Below are 17,095 nucleotides of genomic sequence, written 5' to 3' on the forward strand. Positions count from 1 at the left end.
TAATATATGCTGAAATTTCATTATTCTACAACTTGTGAATTTTTACTTACATACTTCAGCAATTCATAGAGTAATACCGGCATTTCCTCAAATGCACTTTTAACATGTAAACGTTCCGAAATTTGATGTGCATCTTTCCCAAACGGCCCCACATTAAGGACTGGAGCTGAAAACTTCGACATTTCTTCAAATGGAATATCATACGTTTCTCCCCAAACTGGTGAATTTTTTTCATATGTCTTCCAATCCTTAACAGCTTGAAATTGACAGTAACTCAAATCACAAATCCCATTAAAATAATGGATTTGTTCAAGAGGAATATTGAACTTTTTTGCTTCTTCAAGGAGTAAGGAAACCGCGCCTTGTATCAGGGAATCTTCTGATGAATTTACAGGTGGATAATATGGTGGTGCAAACAGTAATACTACAGCTGGCGCTAATTCTTGGCAGCGTATCATCAATTGATCTGCAATTCGTAATGACTTTTCACGATCGTCAAATGTGTCATTCGATAATATAGATTCCTTTAATTCTTTTACCTGCTTTATACCCATTTTATTAACTGCATACGTATATAATTCTTCAAATCGAACTACACGAATCTTGCCAATTGTTGAAACGCCTTGTTTCTTACAGATTACCTCGTAACGTGTTTGACACTTTCTCATAGCCTCTTTCGCTACTTCTTCGAATAAGTTCATGATTTCTCCGGCACTCCGCTTCATGAGGAAAACATTGAACATCGAAATGGCACGATAGGGTGTCTGTGTAGAATATTGTTCTTTTAGATCGGTTAACTTCAGCGAAACTGGAAGAGGGGTTTGTTCACCAAAGTCTTCTTCTAGAAATTTTTCATTCCATTCCATTTCTGCTGTTAGAAAAGCACTCATAAAAGGTGCAGTCATCCCTTTTAAAGGTTCTCCTACATGCGTCTCTTTCCCATAGAAAAGTGCTGCAGGCATAATCTTTCCAATTGAACCAGAGTAAACATATTCTTTTAAATCAGTTGGACCTTGAGAAAAAGAAGGTTCACTATTTAAAAATAATTTAATCTTCAAATTTTCTTTTTCTTGTAATTCTGATATAAGTTTCACTGCTTGTCGCATGCCTGCTGAATTGACTTCTTCATCAGGTACAGTAACAATTAGTAGATTAATAGGCCATTTTTCCGCAATAGCTCTTTCAATGATTTGCATATGTAGTGCTAAGCCGATTTTCATATCCATTACCCCTCGGCCAAATAAGTAATCCCCACTTACTAAATCTTTTTTGGCAGATTCGTTTAGCATACTTGGATCTGCCTTAAAAGCATTCGTTAACACTTCAGGCATAGTTGCTATAGGAATAAATGAACCGTACTCTTCAATTTGTACTGTATCAAAATGACTAATTAAAACTACAGTTTCATTTACATGTGAATTTTTGTATAATGCTGAAACAACTTGTCTCCCGCGGTCAACATCACAAAGTTTTAGATAAGATGGGTTTTCCTTAAAGTATTGAAGTTGCTGTAATTTTGCTTTTAGTTTACTTGAAAATAGTTGTTCCCCTTTTGTCATTGTCTGACTTTCCCAACTGACAAGCTCACAAAGGAGCGAACGTAATTTCTCTGGTGTATTCCACATCATTCTTCCCACCATCCTTTGGCATTATTAAATAGCATCTCCTATAAATAGGTAATCTTATATTTTGAATATACGTAAGTTTTTATATATAGTCAATGTATTAAAACCTAACATATTAAAAAATTCCTTTAACAAAATTATCAATCAAACAAAATAATATAAAAAGCGCATTTATTTTTTATTTAAATGTCAGGTAAAATAACATAAATCGGAATATAAAACTAAAAAGCGCATGGAAACAATCTTCTATGTTTTCATGCGCTTAACTATATTATTATTTCTAAAAAAGCCTATAAAATTTAAAATTTCAAAAAGTACTCAAATTAATAACTTCCTATTATTTCATGTTTAACATTTAAATAAGCGTAGTTAATATTTAAATACTGTTCACAATTTTCTTCTATCAATTCTCGTGTAATCTCTTTCAAAGACATTGATTTAGAAGTCCCAACAGATATCATTAGTTGCTGCTTCATCTTTTGTTCATACATGGTGACAATTTCATGATTCATCGTTTTCTCTCCTTTTCTCATAAAAAAGCACATCCGTCAACATTTAGAAGGATGTGTTATGAAAAACTTGCTCTCTTATACGACTTCGACCATAGCAAAATAAGCCCTCTAAAAAAGGGAGAACTTTGCGGTTTTGTCGTACAATGAGCATGCAGAAGATATTCTGTCACACTCTACACCTCCTATCCTCGTAGGTTATATGGCTGTACTCGAAAAAAGGCAGGTCTCCTGGCTTATCTTCTCTGCTCATCGCACCTTCCCGTTTTGACAGTGGTTTTTGCGATTTGCTCTGAATTACAGTTGCGGGACAGCGTCGGATTCTCACCGATCTTCCCTTTTAAACAAATCAAAAAATGATTTGTACCCTTTTTCTTCTTATTCCGTTTCTCTCATTATAACATATTGTTATTAGTAGATTATATAATCTATCTTTATCACAAAAAAAGAAACTTCTATTTAAAATCTCATAGAAATTTCTTTTAATTTTTTATATATTTGCTACTAGTTCACTTTCAATCAACCATTTATGATTTTTCACTTCATTCCCACCAGTAGTTGGCTTATAGTTGACCATGTAAACTGTTGTGTGAATTCCAGATTCAATTGTAGCAATAGCACCCTTCATACCTGGCAAATGGTCTGCATCAAGGGTCACTTTCGCTCCTGGTTGTAGAATTTTACCGGCTGCTTTTTTTATTTCTTCTTGAATCACCCATTTGTGATTTTTGACTTCTTTTCCACCAGTAGTTGGTTTATAACTGACTGAGTAGGCATTAGTCTCATATGCACCAACAATCGTTCCTTTTGCTCCATTCATGCCAACCATATGATTGGCTTGAACGATTACTTGACTTCCTACTGGATACGTTGGATTTTTAGCTTTTTTAATATCTCCTAAAACTACACCAGAATTGTTATGATTCATATGATTATTTTCTTCTGTTACAGTTTGTTTGTCATCTAAATTTAAATTATCATCAGGAGCTATATCCACATTTTTGTTTACATCAATATTTTCTCCCTTTAAAACATTGCCACAGCCAGATAATGTGATTAACGCTGTGAATACAAAGATGATTATTTTCATTTTGTTTTTCATGCTGTTTCCTCCAAGTTTCACTTATATGTTCACGCAATATCGGACTTATACTCTTTGAGAAAAGTATTCCCGATATTCCATTCTTTAAACAATAGAAGAACGCAATAAAAAAATTTATAGAGAAAAAATTCTAATTTCTATCAATCATGTTCCAATATTAATTCTATTTGTGCAATAATTTCTATACCATGTATTGCTTGAGTTGCCAGTCGATCAGCTTCTACATTCAATTTTCGAGATACATGTTCATATTCTGCTTGAATGCCTAATTCTTTTAACTTGTTATCAATTTTGTCAGCCCAACTCATTAACTCTGGTTCTAGTACTGCCCATTCACCACTCATTTGGTTGATCACGACTTGAGAATCACCGATAAATCGAATATTTGTGTTTTTAACATTTAATAATTCTAATTCTGTAATACTTAGTTGAAGTGCTGCATATTCGGATTCGTTATTCGATTTCAACCCTACTGTTTGTGCATTTTTTCTAACCCGAAACGGCTTGCCATTTTGCTCAAAATAGATGGCACAACCTAAACCTGATATAGTCGTTTCCCTATCATAACCACCGTCAAAATAGACTGTAATATTATGTGGTTCTCCTTCCACTTCCGTTAAATAACGTTTTAGCTCTTTCATAGTCCATGAACTATCAAATTGATCTATAAATGTTATGTTCTTCACTCTTCCTGTTTTCTCTATATCTAAAGCTATTTTATATGCTTTCTCTGCCGATATTTCTTCTGAGCGAAATACCGTTTCTACTCCTCTAGATGTTTTGTAAATCCATTCAATGATGAGGTTCATATGATATCCTCCAACTAAAATATTTTCAATATATTTTAACTTATTTTCTCCATTGTAAACATAATTTATAAATGTTTCAGTTAAATTTTCGTATATAAAAAACTGTTGATTAGCTAGTAATCTAGTTAACCAACAGTTTAAAGGATTAATATGATATTACTTAGTTAGAAATAACGAAAATTCCACCGCACTGGGAAATTGGATGAAATTCACATGTACAAAAATCTCTTAACTTAGAAGCTATTTCTTCAAATACGAAATAAAATTCGTCCTCATCCCAATAATCTATACTTTCAATTCTACATGTATTAAGTTGTTCTCTTGTTTGAAAAGCAACATCTCCAATGAATAGCTTTCCTTTATCTTTTAATAGCGATAGTAAATTCTTGATGAACATTACTTTTTCGTCATCCGTTAAATGATGTAATGTGTATGTGCTTAAAATTGAATCATACGTATTTTCTCTTAAGAAATGTGGGACCCCATTCGAGATATCCCATTCCATTAAATTGGCTTGTGGCATCTTTTGTTTAGCTATTTCAATCATTTTTGTTGAGAAATCAATTCCATCTATTTGATGACCATTTTCATATAGCTTTGATGTTATAACAGCCGTACCAAAACCTATATCTAACACATTGGATTGTTCTTTCTGCATGATTTCGTTGTAGATGGTATTTAAAATCTCTTTGTATCCGGCAAATGGATACTGATCATTTTCTTCACTAACTTTAACTGTTTGATCATACTCGTTTGCCCATAAATCAAAATCTAATTTGTTTAACATTCAATTTCCTCCAATTATTCAAGCGAATAATCGAGTATTTATTTTTAAAGATTATTCGCTAATATTACCTTCTAAAGTATTGATATCGTTACAAATTAGTGTATTTTCCATATTAATCTCCCCTTTTATGTAATAATTGGATTTTACCATAATGACCTGTTTTCTGGAAGCAATGATTTTCAAATATTAGGTTGTTCAAATATTTCTTTAAGATTCTTTCTTTTAATATTAGCTGTTTGAATCATTCCATCAATCAGTTCTTGCACTGTCGGTACATCATTGATTAACCCCATTACTTGACCGGCCCACCCAAAACCAGTTTCTAAATTACCATCATAAATATAATTACAATTTGCTTTTCCGCTAATGTAATCTTTTAAATCTTCATACGTAGCTCCGTTATGCTCTTTACGAATAATCTCTTCTGTAAAAGGTGATTTAATAGTACGTGCAGGCGCTCCTAGAGATTTTTTAATGACAACAGTATCTGTTTCTTTTCCTTTAACTAGTGCTTCTTTATATACATCGCTTGCATGAATACATTCTTTTGTTGCAATAAATCGTGTTCCCATCTCAATTCCTTCCGCTCCTAATGCAAGTGCTGCAAGTAACCCTCTTCCATCTCCAATACCACCACTCGCTAATACGGGTATAGATACAGAATCAACAACTCTTGGTACAAGTACCATGGTTCCAATATCTTCTCGACCAAGATGTCCTCCCCCTTCTTGTCCAACTGCCATCACGATATCCGCTCCTAGCTCTTCAGCTTTTTGTGCTTGTCTAACGCCTGAAACAAGGACAAGTTTACGAATTGGTTCATCTTTTAATCTCTCTAAAACTGGTTTAGGATTTCCTCCTGTAATTGAAATAGCAGCTACTTTTTCTTCAATTGCAACTTCTAACAATTCTTCATATTTTCCATCATGGCGTGAAATAGCAAAGTTCACACCAAATGGTTCATCTGTTAATGAACGTGTTTTTTTTATTTCTTCTCGAAGTCTTTCCGCTGTTTTTAATGTTGCAGCAGTAATTTGCCCTAATCCACCTGCATTCGAAACAGCCGCAGCTAACTCTCCATAAGCTAAATATGCAAGCCCCCCTTGAATAATTGGATATTTAATACCTAATATCTCAGTTACACGTGTTTTCATCATCAAACAGCCTCCCTCTCATTTAGAACTTCATTCATTTCCACCAGTTTATAGTATAAAAAAACCTATATTAATACTTTATACAAACTTGTACATTAAAATGTCATCAATATACTCGTTTCTGTTTAATTTTATTTCCCTTACTTTTCTCCCTTCTTCTTTAAATCCCATATTTTTATATAATTTAATAGCATTTTCATTTGTTGAGAACACACCTAAACAAACCTTCTCGATTAAAGGATTTTCTTTTGCCCATTCTAATAATGCTTTTAGTAATGCTTTCCCAACGCCTCTTTGACGATAATCTTTCAAAACCATCATTCCAAAACTTCCAGTATGCGCTACCCTTATTCGTGATGGTGATTGGAATACAATCCATCCAACCACCTCATCTTGAATTTCTGCTACAAAAATAACTTCTCTTTTATTTAATTGTTTAGCTTCAATCCACTTAGATTGCCCTTCTACTGTTTGAAAAAACTCTTCTATTTCTGTTATTAAATATTTTCCTTCCGATATAACTTTCTTTTGAATATAAAGCATTTTTTCAGCATCTCTTGCCTCTGCTAACCTTATTTCTACCATTCTATCAACCTCACAAATAATTTCGATTAATATATATTTTCTCAATATTTAATCGAATTATATACATAAATTTGATAGAAAGGAACATGAAAATATAAATTAGTCTTTTGCTGTTTAACATTTTTTCTTTGAAAATAAAAGTAACCACCAATTCGAACATTTCTTAGCCCATTCTTTTAACTTATTGGTATAATGTTTGCATTATAGATTTACTGGAGGAAGTTAATTGGATTTTATCGCAATTGAAATAGAGACGGCCAATCTATGGAGAGATAGCATTTGCTCGATTGGTCTTGTAAAAATAGTTGATAATCAGGTAGTAGATACCCTATTTACATATATTAATCCCGATCAACCATTTGATGAATACCATACTTCTCATCATGGTATTACAGAAGATATGGTGCGATTTTCATCTGCATTTGAGGATTTTTATCCCATTTTAAATCATTGGTTAACGAATCAAATTGTGATAGCATATTACCGTGATTTTGATGAATCTGTCATTGAAGAAGCGTGTACTTCTATAAATAAGCTAATGCCATACTGTCATTTTGGCGATATTCTTTCATTTTCAAAACAGAACTTAAAGCATCTTCAATTTTATACACTACAAAGTATTGCATCACAGTTTAATATTTCATTAGACAAAGAAAGAGCTGAAATAATTGCAGAACTTATTTTACGTTTTGAACAGTATTTTAATGATTTTGCCCTTAGCAAACTGACAAATAACCAATCACAATTATCCGTTCAAAACTCCTCATTTAGTTCTCCTACCGACTTCCAAGGAAAAACAATTGTTTTTACAGGTGGATTGGAAGGTTTAACTAGATCAATGGCTGCAAAGAAAATACGATCTTATGGTGGCATATTTAGCAATACTGTTACAAAACAAACTGATATGCTTATTGTTAGTAACAGTAGCTGGCCAAAAGCACAATCAGGTCAAAAAAGCTCAAAACTTCAAAAAGCCGAGCAATTGCAAGCAGATGGTTTTGCTATTAAAATTATTCCTGAAGAAAAAGTTCGCACCTATTTTAAGTAAATAAATCTGTTAAATTATTATGAAATTCCCTCTTTATATTAAAACAATAGATGTTCTCCCTCTTTTCTACACGATTAATAATTTTACACGAATAAAAGGGCTGTCAAAAGACACCCTTTTCTCTTCAAACCTATACATACATTGCATGAACTTAAATAAACCACAAGGCTTGAATCGACCTTGTGGTTCCTAAATAATCTATTTTTCTTTCAAATAGTTTAAAGTAGCTGCTCCTAAGACATTAGCAGCGATTAATAATGCTCTTTCGTCAATATTAAATCTCGGATGATGATGAGGATAGGTTTCATCCCACTCTGGATTTTGGGCGCCTGTAAAAAAGAAAGTACCTGGAACATGTTGCAAATAGTATGCAAAATCTTCTCCACCCATATACGGTTCGCATATTTTTAGTTCTTCTACTCCGTTTACTTTTGGAGCGATTTCAACTAGAAAATTAGTTTCTGCTTCGTGATTCATCACAGCTGGATAACCCCTGGAATAACGATAATCATACTCTGCTTTTGTTAAATAGCAAGATGCTTTTAGAACTTCTTCAATCTCTTCTTCAAGTAATGTTCTTGTATATTCATCAAATGTTCGAACTGTCCCCTTCATCTTGACTGAATCTGCAATTACGTTAAATGGATTTAATGCTTCGATATGCCCAATAGATACAACTGCAGGTTCTATTGGTTTTACTCGTCTTGAAACCAATTGCTGAAGATTTGTTATAAATTGTGCCGCAATAACTATTGAATCTTTAGTATCGCTCGGATTTGAACCATGTCCACCCTTGCCTTTAACAGTTATATCAATAGCATCGGCAGCCGCCATTATTGGTCCATCTTTTATCGAAATCCTTCCTAAAGGCTCAGTAGCCCAAAGATGTGTACCAAAAATGACGTCAACACCTTCTAAACAGCCGTCTTCTATCATCGCAATTGCCCCACCTGGAGCAATTTCCTCTGCAAACTGATGGATAAAAACAATTGTACCTTCTATCTCACTTTGTAACTTATTTAAAGCTTTTGCTAAGACTAGAAGCGTTGCAGTATGCCCATCATGACCACAAGCATGCATAACGCCATCCACTTTTGATTTATAGGGTAGATCGTTTTGCTCCTGAATAGCTAACGCATCGAAATCAGCTCTAAGGGCAACTGTTTTTCCTGGTTTAGCACCCTGTAATTTTGCAACTACTCCGCGGCCCCCAACACCTTCTCTAACTTCATGACCTAATGCACGATGATAGTCAGCGATGTATTTTGGCGTATGCACTTCATGATAAGATAATTCAGGATTTTCATGAAGATACCTACGTATTTCAACCATTTCGCCAAAAGCATCTTCTAATATTCTAAATAGCTTTTCCATTCATCCTCGCCTCACTTTAAATAAATTGAATCCCCAGGTCCTAAAGGAAGTCCTAGTAAAAACCAAATACTAAATAATATAATCCATCCAATAGCAAAAATAACTGAATAAGGAAGTAATGCAGAAATAAGTGTACCGATTCCAATATTTTTATCATATCTTTTCGCAAAGGCTAATAAGATTGCAAAATAAGCTAACATCGGTGTAATTGGATTTGTGATAGAATCTCCTACACGATAAACGGCTTGTGTTAGAGCAGGACTATAGTTTAAATACATAAACATTGGAACAAAAATAGGTGCTAATAAAGCCCATTTTGCAGATGCACTAGCAATTAATAAATTAATACCTGCACAGATAATGATGAAACCAATAATCATTGGCAATCCAGTAAAATTCATAGCCTGTAATGCTTCTGCACCTTTTATCGCCATAATTGGACCTATATTGCTCCAACCGAAATATGCAATCATCTGCGCAGCTACAAATGCCAGTACAATAAAGGAAGACATATCTGCTATTGATTTGAACATTTTATCTGCTACATCTTTATCACTTTTAATCACTTTGGTGACAATTCCATATGCCAAAGCTGGCAATAAAAACAGGAATAGCATAATTGGGACGATTCCTGTCATAAAAGGTGATGATAAAAAGCCACCTGTTTCTGGATTTCTTAAAATACCATTTGATGGTACAACAGCGATTAAAATTATTAGAACATAAATTGCTGTTATAATGCCTGCCCATTTAAGCCCCTTCATTTCTAGAGAAGAAATAGGTTCAAGTTTTTCAACATTCCCTTTATAATCACCAAATCTTGGTATTGTAAATTTATGTGCAACAAATGTACCCAATGCAACTAATACAAATGTAGATGCAATTAAAAAATAATAGTTCATCGTTGCTCTACCCGTATAACCTGTTTCTACTAGTCGAGCAGCAGATTCCGTTATCCCAAGAAGTAAAACGTCAAGTGAACTTATTAAAAGATTTGCACTAAACCCTCCAGCAATAGCTGCATATGTAACGATTAAACCAACAAGTGGATTTTTCCCAATACTCATAAATATTAAAGCAGCAATCGGAGGTAAAACAATAAATGCTGCATCTGCTGCTAAATTCCCAACCAATCCTGTTAAGATTAAAAATGGTATGATTAATTTTTGTGGTGCACTCATAACTGATTTCTTCATTAATGCAGCGATTAAGCCCGTTTGTTCGGCTAATCCAATCCCTAACATCGTCACAATTACCATTCCTAATGGCGGAAAGGATGTAAAATTTGTAAGCATTTCATTAATTATCTTTATTAAACCTTCTTGATCGAGTAAATTGACAACTGCAATTTTTTCATTTGTACCGGGTTTCACTGCTGAAACATTAAACTTTGATAATATCCAAGACGACCCTAATACGATGAATGCCATTATTACAAAAAGGGTGACTGGATCTGGTAATTTGTTTCCTGCCTTTTCAACTCCATCTAAAAATCGTTCAATCATCGTTTTTTTCTTTCGTACATTAACAATATCTTGCATAAGGTCCCTCCTTTTGTCTGGATATTATTATTATACTGAATATTTAAAAATATTAATATAGTTAAATTTCATCAAAATAAGATTTTTTTGTAACATTTAACAAAATATCTTTATTATTTGATTGATTTTATAAGGTTATGTCGAAAATAAAAGTATTATTCTAATAAAAAAACTATAACCAAACTCCATCGTTAAGAGTTGTTATAGTTTTAAATTGAATCTATTAATCTTTTACTTTTATAGTATAAGAAAGCTGATGGAGATTTTAGAATCGGAAGAGTAGAGGATAAACTTTTCTTTAGCATATAGTTAATGGTGTGATTTTTACTCGTATTTCTTTTGTTCGGTTGGAAATGATACCATCTACATTTTTTCGAATGTATAAAGGACCTTCTGGTTGATAATTATGAACTTTTATATATCGTAAAAGCTTTTCTATATGCTTTTGATCGTCCCCAGATTCATCTCTCCACCTTATAATCGCAAAATCCCCTTCTTCTATCTCTGTTAACAAATCCATTTTCATATGTAATGGTTGTTCAACTATTATAAAAAATCCTTCATAGGAATTTTTTAGTTTGTCATGACAATCCTCAATATTTTTTAAATAACCAACATTCCCTATAACAATAGGCACAATATGTTCATAATGCGATTTTAGATGACGTAACTCTACTTCTATCTCCTTAAATGAGTCCATTTTTTTGTTTACGCGTAGAATATTATGTGAACTAATACGCTGAAAGTAGGGTCTTCCTATGTTTTTTTCATTTATAGTACTTTCAAACTCCCTTACTCGTGAATACAATCCTTTTTCAATTCGTTTTAATACATTAACTTTTTCACGCGTAATATTCCGAACATTTTCTAACACCGATATAAAATCATCTAAACTGCGATTTTCTAATTGCTTTTTTATATCATTTAAAGGTACACCAATCATTTTCATACACAATATTATATCGAGTTGCTTGAATTGTTCGACTGAATAATACCGATATCCAGTTCCTACATCCTTTTCAATCGGTTTAAACAATCCAATCTCATCATAATAATGAAGTGTTTTTATAGAAACATTATTCAACCGCGCCATCTGACCAATAGATAGTTTGTTTTTCATGAATTATCCTCTTTCTACATTTCTCTTAATCCTATTATAAATTCTCACACAATATTTTTACAATATTTTCTTTCTTTTTAATAAAAGTGTAACATTAATAAAGAGATTTATACTATTAGAATCAAAAAATCTGCCCCTCTCAAAAGAGGAGCAGATCCATATTTTTGATAAAATTTCTCTTACACAGCGCCTTTCATTTCTTCCTTCTCTTCTAAACGCTTTTCCCAATAATCTGCATTTTCAATGCCTAATTTACGAGGGTCAAATACAGGATCTAAACCTTGTTTTTTCTGCTCCTCATAGTCTTTCAATGCAATTAGCGTTGGTTTTACTAAGAACAACAGCCCAATAACATTTACATACACCATTAAGCCGAGACCAACATCACCAAGCGCCCAAGCTATAGCTGCCGTTTTTACTGATCCGTAGAATAATAAAGCTAAGAACACTACTTGCATGACACGAATTGAGATTTTTAGTTTAGCTCCTTCTAACATAAAGGCTAAGTTTGTTTCAGCTATATAGTAATATGCCATAATAGTAGTAAAAGCAAAGAACAATAATGCTATAGCGATAAAACCTGAACCAAAACCAGCAAGTGGGAATGCTTGTTCAATTGCTGATTGTGTAAACGCTTCGCCTGGTTGAATATTCGGAATATTTTCTTCTAAAAATTTCCCTGTTTTTTCATCTTGAACGTTATAAGCACCCGTAAATAATACGATAAATGCGGTTGCTGTACATATTAGGAAAGTATCAAAGTAAATTGAGAAAGCTTGAACGAATCCTTGCTTAACCGGATGTGATACTTCTGCTGCAGCTGCATGATGTGAACCTGTACCTTGTCCAGCTTCATTGGCATAAATACCACGTTTAACTCCCCAGGCAATTGCTGCACCTATAATACCTCCATACATTTCGTTTTGACCAAATGCACTTGAGAAGATTAAACCAAACACTTCTGGAATTTTATCAAAATTTAAAATAATGATTATAATAGCCATTATAATATACGCCGCCGCCATGAATGGGACAATGATTGATGCAGCTGCCGCAATACGTTTAAGTCCTCCAATAATAATAACACCTATTAATACGACTAAAAATGCACCCGTCACCCATGCTGGGATATGGAAAGCATTATCCATTGCTCCTGCAATTGAGTTTGCTTGAACAGAAGGCATTAATGCAGCCATAGCTATTACGCCTACAACAGCAAAAATCATTCCTATCCATTTTTTTTGCGTAAATTTATAAAGATAGTAAGCGGGACCTCCTCGATAGACTCCATCTTTCTCATCCTTATAAATTTGAGCTAGCGTTGATTCGACATAAGATGTTGCAGCACCTATAAACCCTAAAACCCACATCCAGAAGATCGAGCCTGGCCCACCATAGCCAATTGCAGTTGCCGTACCTGCGATGTTCCCCACACCAATACGTCCGGCTAGCGCCATTGATAATGCTTCAAATGAAGATACACCAGATGACGATTTCTCACCTTTTACTAATTGAACAAACATGTCCTTAAAGAATCGTACTTGCATAAACTTTGTTCTAAATGTAAAAATTAGCCCAGCTACTAAAATTCCATAAATTAGCACTGGACTCCATAACCAATCATTAATCTTTGAAACTATTTCCTCCATAAACTACACCCCTTCTTTTTACTATAAAAATAATTATATTCTGATGATTTTAAATATTCAATATAATTCTTTTAAAAAAATGATATAATTCACAGAAATTATATCAAAATGAGATTATTATTGTTAGAATTAATGCCATTGCTTTTTTTATTTCGATTCTTCATCCAATTTTACTTTCCTTCTTTAGAATTCTTTTTTATATATAATTCTTCTTAAATCACTTATTATTCTTAAAATCATTTTTATAGATTAAAAAAGAGTAAGAGACAATTTATCTCTTTACTCTTTTTTAATATTTCTTTATTCAAACGGTATGTTTTTTCCATTTAATATTAATGAATGCGTAATATCTGCTTTTAATGAGGCAGAAACTGCACAATATTTTTCTTCACCTAATTTGATGGCTCTCCATACTTTATGAGCATCGATATCACCATCGACTTTAAAAGTTAGATGTGCAGCTGTAAAAGCTGTTGGCATTTCTTCACGTCTTGTTCCATCTACTACAATATCTAATTTTGTGATCTTTTCTAAATGAGGTTTTAGTATCATTGTAACGTCAATACCTATACAACCTGCTAATGCACTTAAAAGCATTTCTGTTGGGGTTGGAGCCTGCCCATTCCCACCATAGTTTGAGGTAGCATCCATAGCCATTTTATATCCAGATGCTCCTACTGCTTCAAAAGCACGTCCCCCCTGCCATTTTGCTGTAATTTGCATATTTTCTCCTCCTTAGAATTCACTAACCTGATGTAAAAATTGTTGTGCTCTTGCAGTTTGTGGGTGTTCAAAAAATGCTTTTGGTTCTGCATCTTCAACAATTACACCATCTGCCATAAACAAAATACGATTCGCCACATTCTTTGCGAAGTTCATTTCATGCGTGACAATGATCATTGTCATCCCTTCTTCTGCTAGATCTTTCATCACTTTTAATACTTCACCTACTAGTTCAGGATCAAGTGCTGAAGTAGGTTCATCAAATAACATAAGCTGTGGTTCCATTGCTAAAGCTCTTGCAATAGCTACACGTTGTTGTTGTCCTCCTGAAATTTGAGAAGGATAGCTATTTTCTTTATCTGATAATCCAACTCTTTCTAGTAAATCTGAAGCTATCTTGTGAGCTTTCGCTTTTGGCAATTTCTTTACAACTATTAGCGCTTCCATAACATTTTCTATAACAGTTTTATGTGGGTATAAATTAAATTGTTGGAACACCATACCCGTTTCTTGTCTAATGGCATATATAGTTTTTTGTAATTCCTTTTTCGATGCTTTTGCATCAATTACATGGCCATTTACTGATATTTTACCTTGCGTAATTTTCTCCAACCCATTAATACATCTTAAGAATGTACTTTTACCTGATCCACTTGGACCGATAACGGCTACTACTTGATGTGCAGGAATGGATAAAGTTAAATTCTTTAATACTTCATGACTATCATAATTTTTGTATAATTGTTCAATTTCTATCATCTTCTGCACCTCCTAGTAGACCGATAAGCGTTTTTCTACTTTATTTAATATAAAAGTAAAGAATGTACTCATTCCCCAATACATAATTCCAATTGAAAGATAGAATGGCATGTAAACATAATATTGAGCAACTAATAATTGAGCAGAACGCATTAGTTCTGTTACTGCAATGACAGAAACTAAAGATGTTTCTTTTAACATTCCAACAAATGTATTTCCAAGTGGAGGGATTGCATATCGAATCGCTTGAGGAATAATGATTCGGCGCATCGCTTGTTTTTCAGTCATTCCAGTTGCAAGTGCAGCTTCTGTTTGTCCTTTTGGTACAGATTGAATGGCACCACGAAATGCTTCTGATACATATGCACCAATATTGATACTTAAAGCTATATACGCCGCTGTTAATGGTCCAAGCTCTATCCCATAATCTACTAAACCATAATAGACAATGACAATTTGCACCAGTGGTGGTGTTCCTCGAATAATCGAAACATAGACTCTTGCTATATTACGCAGAAAGCGATTGCCCTTTATACGAGCAATCGCAGCAAGTAAGCCTATTATTAAGCCAAAGAACATGGATACCACGGTTATCAGTAAAGTGTAATATGCCCCTTTCAATAGAAATGGGATATTTTCAATGATTAAATCCATGTTTTCTTCCTACTTTCTTTATTCTGCTGGAGGTTCTTCTCCAAACCATTTAACAAAGATTTTCTTATAAGTACCATCTTTTTTCATATCTTCTAATGCACTATTAATCGCTTTTACGAATTTAGGATTTCCTTTTTTAACAGCTACCGCTGCTTTGTCAGCTTTAATTGCTTCACCAACAGCCTTAATCTTATAGCCATTTTCTTCAACGATAGGTTTTAATGCAAAGACATTATTAATAGTTGCATCAATGCGGCCAGCATCCAAATCTTTTAATGTTGTAATTACATCATCATAAGTATTAATTTTGAAATTGCCGACTTTTGGCATTAAATCATTACGTAAATATGTTTCATCATTAGTACCAAGACCAACACCAATTGTTTTACCTTTAAAATCATTTACAGATTTTATATCACCATTACTTTCTTTCACGATTGCTTTTACTTCGTTTGTAATATAAGGATCTGAGAAATCAATTGCTTTTTTTCTTTCGTCTGTAATAGTTACTTGGCTTACTAATGCATCAAATTTACCTTTTTGTAAACCTGGGATTAATCCAGAAAAATCTTGTGCCACAAATTTTACTTTAACATCAAGGCGTTTTGCTAGTTCTTTTGCAATATCAACATCAAAACCTGTGTATTCTTTGTTTTTCCCCATATAATTGTATGGTGCATATGTTCCCATAATCCCAATAGTCATTTCACCATTCTTTTGAATCTTTGAAAGCTCATCATTGCTTGTTTCTTTTTTTGTCCCAGTACTACCACAAGCACTTAGTACAAGAACTGATGTAGCAACAACTGCAAAAAGCCATTTTATTTTCTTCACTTTTTTTCCTCCTGCTTAGACACCGAAAATACCAAAAAATTCAAAATGTACGGTTTTTTCGATTATTTCTTTTAATGAATAATCAGTGAATGGGTGATTTTCACTTCGTTCGCTAAATAACCACCGAGATAACACACCTTCTAATAAACTCATGATAAAAACAGCTTGCAATTTAGAATCTACTGAGTGATTTAGCATATCCAATTGTTTTGCTCGTTCAATATTATTTGCAAAAGCTATTTCCATTTCGGATTTAATCTCATCGACCTTTTGTTGTAGTAACGGCTGGGTATGAACTCCTTTTAACAATATGTGTATTAAATAGGGGTTTTCCTCAGCAAATTGAAATATTTGCTCAAATAAATAACTTGTTGAAACGGCTGATTCTTGAACGGAAGCTTTTGAATTTCTATAACCAATAGCAATAGCTTTTAAAATTCTTTTTCTACCATCTTCAATTACCTTTTCAGCAATAGCTTCTTTACTTTTAAAATACCAATAAAAAGTACCTTGAGAAACATTCGCTTTAGCTACAATATCCGAAATTTTAGTATTTTCATACCCAACAGTTGCAAATAACTCAAGTGCAATTTTGATCAATTGCTGTTCTCTTTCATGTCTACGAATATCTGCTTGTGTCATTTCTTCACCTCGACTGACTCATTAGTCAATTAAATCCTATAGAATTACTACAAATTAGTCAATAGTTTTGACTTATTTTTTTGAATAACATGTGGAGTTTTTAATTCTACCAATTATTCATTTAATTAAAATACCGCAGCTACACAAAATCGAGTAGGAGGGAGTAATTAACTCCCGACA

17 protein-coding genes and 1 riboswitch are annotated in these 17,095 nt (G+C 33.3%); of the genes, 1 reads left to right on the forward strand and 16 read right to left on the reverse strand.

Translation table 11 applies throughout. The features are described from left to right. Positions 1-20 precede the first annotated feature (20 nt). The 7 genes from D1606_RS09010 to D1606_RS09040 all read right to left on the reverse strand — a co-directional run bounded on the left by D1606_RS09010 (position 21) and on the right by D1606_RS09040 (position 6,571). Complete coding sequence (locus D1606_RS09010) at positions 21-1,628, reverse strand: M20/M25/M40 family metallo-hydrolase (protein WP_369973780.1); 1,608 nt, start codon at positions 1,626-1,628, stop codon at positions 21-23. Positions 1,629-1,948: 320 nt separating this feature from the next. Then, on the reverse strand, positions 1,949-2,137 hold the full coding sequence (locus D1606_RS09015; RefSeq protein ID WP_119415680.1) for a hypothetical protein: 189 nt from the start codon (positions 2,135-2,137) through the stop codon (positions 1,949-1,951). Between the two features lie 201 nt (positions 2,138-2,338). Next, positions 2,339-2,520: riboswitch (cobalamin riboswitch) on the reverse strand. A 104-nt stretch (positions 2,521-2,624) separates the two neighbouring features. Further along, entirely contained in the window at positions 2,625-3,236 is a 612-nt protein-coding gene (locus D1606_RS09020; RefSeq protein WP_119415681.1) for a YdhK family protein, read from the reverse strand. Positions 3,237-3,376: 140 nt separating this feature from the next. Then, positions 3,377-4,045 carry a reverse transcriptase-like protein gene (locus tag D1606_RS09025; RefSeq protein WP_119415682.1) on the reverse strand — a complete coding sequence of 223 codons (669 nt, stop codon included), beginning with the start codon at positions 4,043-4,045 and terminating at the stop codon, positions 3,377-3,379. A gap of 160 nt (positions 4,046-4,205) precedes the next feature. Continuing rightward, positions 4,206-4,832 carry a class I SAM-dependent methyltransferase gene (locus tag D1606_RS09030; RefSeq protein ID WP_119415683.1) on the reverse strand — a complete coding sequence of 209 codons (627 nt, stop codon included), beginning with the start codon at positions 4,830-4,832 and terminating at the stop codon, positions 4,206-4,208. Positions 4,833-5,011: 179 nt separating this feature from the next. Beyond that, entirely contained in the window at positions 5,012-5,986 is a 975-nt protein-coding gene (locus D1606_RS09035; RefSeq protein WP_119415697.1) for an NAD(P)H-dependent flavin oxidoreductase, read from the reverse strand. Between the two features lie 78 nt (positions 5,987-6,064). After that, the gene (locus D1606_RS09040; RefSeq protein ID WP_119415684.1) at positions 6,065-6,571 is read right to left on the reverse strand and encodes a GNAT family N-acetyltransferase; all 507 of its coding nucleotides are present in this window, start codon (positions 6,569-6,571) and stop codon (positions 6,065-6,067) included. Between the two features lie 226 nt (positions 6,572-6,797). On the opposite strand from D1606_RS09040, the gene D1606_RS09045 reads away from it, so the two are divergent. After that, positions 6,798-7,619: an exonuclease domain-containing protein gene (locus D1606_RS09045; RefSeq protein WP_119415685.1), complete on the forward strand. Its 822-nt coding sequence runs from the start codon at positions 6,798-6,800 to the stop codon at positions 7,617-7,619. Between the two features lie 198 nt (positions 7,620-7,817). On the opposite strand, the gene D1606_RS09050 is transcribed toward D1606_RS09045, so the two are convergent. The 9 genes from D1606_RS09050 to D1606_RS09090 all read right to left on the reverse strand — a co-directional run bounded on the left by D1606_RS09050 (position 7,818) and on the right by D1606_RS09090 (position 16,915). Then, on the reverse strand, positions 7,818-8,993 hold the full coding sequence (locus tag D1606_RS09050; protein WP_119415686.1) for an amidohydrolase: 1,176 nt from the start codon (positions 8,991-8,993) through the stop codon (positions 7,818-7,820). Positions 8,994-9,004: 11 nt separating this feature from the next. Beyond that, positions 9,005-10,534 (reverse strand): AbgT family transporter, encoded by a 1,530-nt coding sequence (locus tag D1606_RS09055; protein ID WP_119415687.1) that lies wholly within the window; start codon positions 10,532-10,534, stop codon positions 9,005-9,007. A gap of 298 nt (positions 10,535-10,832) precedes the next feature. Further along, on the reverse strand, positions 10,833-11,654 hold the full coding sequence (locus D1606_RS09060) for a MerR family transcriptional regulator (RefSeq protein WP_119415688.1): 822 nt from the start codon (positions 11,652-11,654) through the stop codon (positions 10,833-10,835). A 179-nt stretch (positions 11,655-11,833) separates the two neighbouring features. After that, the gene (locus D1606_RS09065; protein ID WP_119415689.1) at positions 11,834-13,303 is read right to left on the reverse strand and encodes an alanine/glycine:cation symporter family protein; all 1,470 of its coding nucleotides are present in this window, start codon (positions 13,301-13,303) and stop codon (positions 11,834-11,836) included. A gap of 300 nt (positions 13,304-13,603) precedes the next feature. Then, positions 13,604-14,026: an OsmC family protein gene (locus D1606_RS09070; protein ID WP_119415690.1), complete on the reverse strand. Its 423-nt coding sequence runs from the start codon at positions 14,024-14,026 to the stop codon at positions 13,604-13,606. A gap of 12 nt (positions 14,027-14,038) precedes the next feature. Then, complete coding sequence (locus D1606_RS09075; RefSeq protein WP_119415691.1) at positions 14,039-14,785, reverse strand: amino acid ABC transporter ATP-binding protein; 747 nt, start codon at positions 14,783-14,785, stop codon at positions 14,039-14,041. A 12-nt stretch (positions 14,786-14,797) separates the two neighbouring features. Next, positions 14,798-15,439 carry an amino acid ABC transporter permease gene (locus tag D1606_RS09080; RefSeq protein WP_119415692.1) on the reverse strand — a complete coding sequence of 214 codons (642 nt, stop codon included), beginning with the start codon at positions 15,437-15,439 and terminating at the stop codon, positions 14,798-14,800. A gap of 18 nt (positions 15,440-15,457) precedes the next feature. Further along, positions 15,458-16,273 (reverse strand): substrate-binding periplasmic protein, encoded by an 816-nt coding sequence (locus D1606_RS09085; RefSeq protein WP_119415693.1) that lies wholly within the window; start codon positions 16,271-16,273, stop codon positions 15,458-15,460. Positions 16,274-16,288: 15 nt separating this feature from the next. After that, positions 16,289-16,915: a TetR/AcrR family transcriptional regulator gene (locus tag D1606_RS09090; RefSeq protein WP_119415694.1), complete on the reverse strand. Its 627-nt coding sequence runs from the start codon at positions 16,913-16,915 to the stop codon at positions 16,289-16,291. Positions 16,916-17,095: the final 180 nt, after the last annotated feature.

The organism is Rummeliibacillus sp. POC4, assembly GCF_003576525.1.
Taxonomy (GTDB): Bacteria; Bacillota; Bacilli; order Bacillales_A; family Planococcaceae; genus Rummeliibacillus.

What these genes read in the sequence shown, in the direction of transcription:
- D1606_RS09010 (WP_369973780.1), bottom strand. Translation starts at nt 1,628, where the DNA reads ATGATGTGGAATACACCAGAGAAATTACGTTCGCTCCTTTGTGAGCTT.
- D1606_RS09015 (WP_119415680.1), bottom strand. Translation starts at nt 2,137, where the DNA reads ATGAATCATGAAATTGTCACCATGTATGAACAAAAGATGAAGCAGCAA.
- D1606_RS09020 (WP_119415681.1), bottom strand. Translation starts at nt 3,236, where the DNA reads ATGAAAAACAAAATGAAAATAATCATCTTTGTATTCACAGCGTTAATC.
- D1606_RS09025 (WP_119415682.1), bottom strand. Translation starts at nt 4,045, where the DNA reads ATGAACCTCATCATTGAATGGATTTACAAAACATCTAGAGGAGTAGAA.
- D1606_RS09030 (WP_119415683.1), bottom strand. Translation starts at nt 4,832, where the DNA reads ATGTTAAACAAATTAGATTTTGATTTATGGGCAAACGAGTATGATCAA.
- D1606_RS09035 (WP_119415697.1), bottom strand. Translation starts at nt 5,986, where the DNA reads ATGAAAACACGTGTAACTGAGATATTAGGTATTAAATATCCAATTATT.
- D1606_RS09040 (WP_119415684.1), bottom strand. Translation starts at nt 6,571, where the DNA reads ATGGTAGAAATAAGGTTAGCAGAGGCAAGAGATGCTGAAAAAATGCTT.
- D1606_RS09050 (WP_119415686.1), bottom strand. Translation starts at nt 8,993, where the DNA reads ATGGAAAAGCTATTTAGAATATTAGAAGATGCTTTTGGCGAAATGGTT.
- D1606_RS09055 (WP_119415687.1), bottom strand. Translation starts at nt 10,534, where the DNA reads ATGCAAGATATTGTTAATGTACGAAAGAAAAAAACGATGATTGAACGA.
- D1606_RS09060 (WP_119415688.1), bottom strand. Translation starts at nt 11,654, where the DNA reads ATGAAAAACAAACTATCTATTGGTCAGATGGCGCGGTTGAATAATGTT.
- D1606_RS09065 (WP_119415689.1), bottom strand. Translation starts at nt 13,303, where the DNA reads ATGGAGGAAATAGTTTCAAAGATTAATGATTGGTTATGGAGTCCAGTG.
- D1606_RS09070 (WP_119415690.1), bottom strand. Translation starts at nt 14,026, where the DNA reads ATGCAAATTACAGCAAAATGGCAGGGGGGACGTGCTTTTGAAGCAGTA.
- D1606_RS09075 (WP_119415691.1), bottom strand. Translation starts at nt 14,785, where the DNA reads ATGATAGAAATTGAACAATTATACAAAAATTATGATAGTCATGAAGTA.
- D1606_RS09080 (WP_119415692.1), bottom strand. Translation starts at nt 15,439, where the DNA reads ATGGATTTAATCATTGAAAATATCCCATTTCTATTGAAAGGGGCATAT.
- D1606_RS09090 (WP_119415694.1), bottom strand. Translation starts at nt 16,915, where the DNA reads ATGACACAAGCAGATATTCGTAGACATGAAAGAGAACAGCAATTGATC.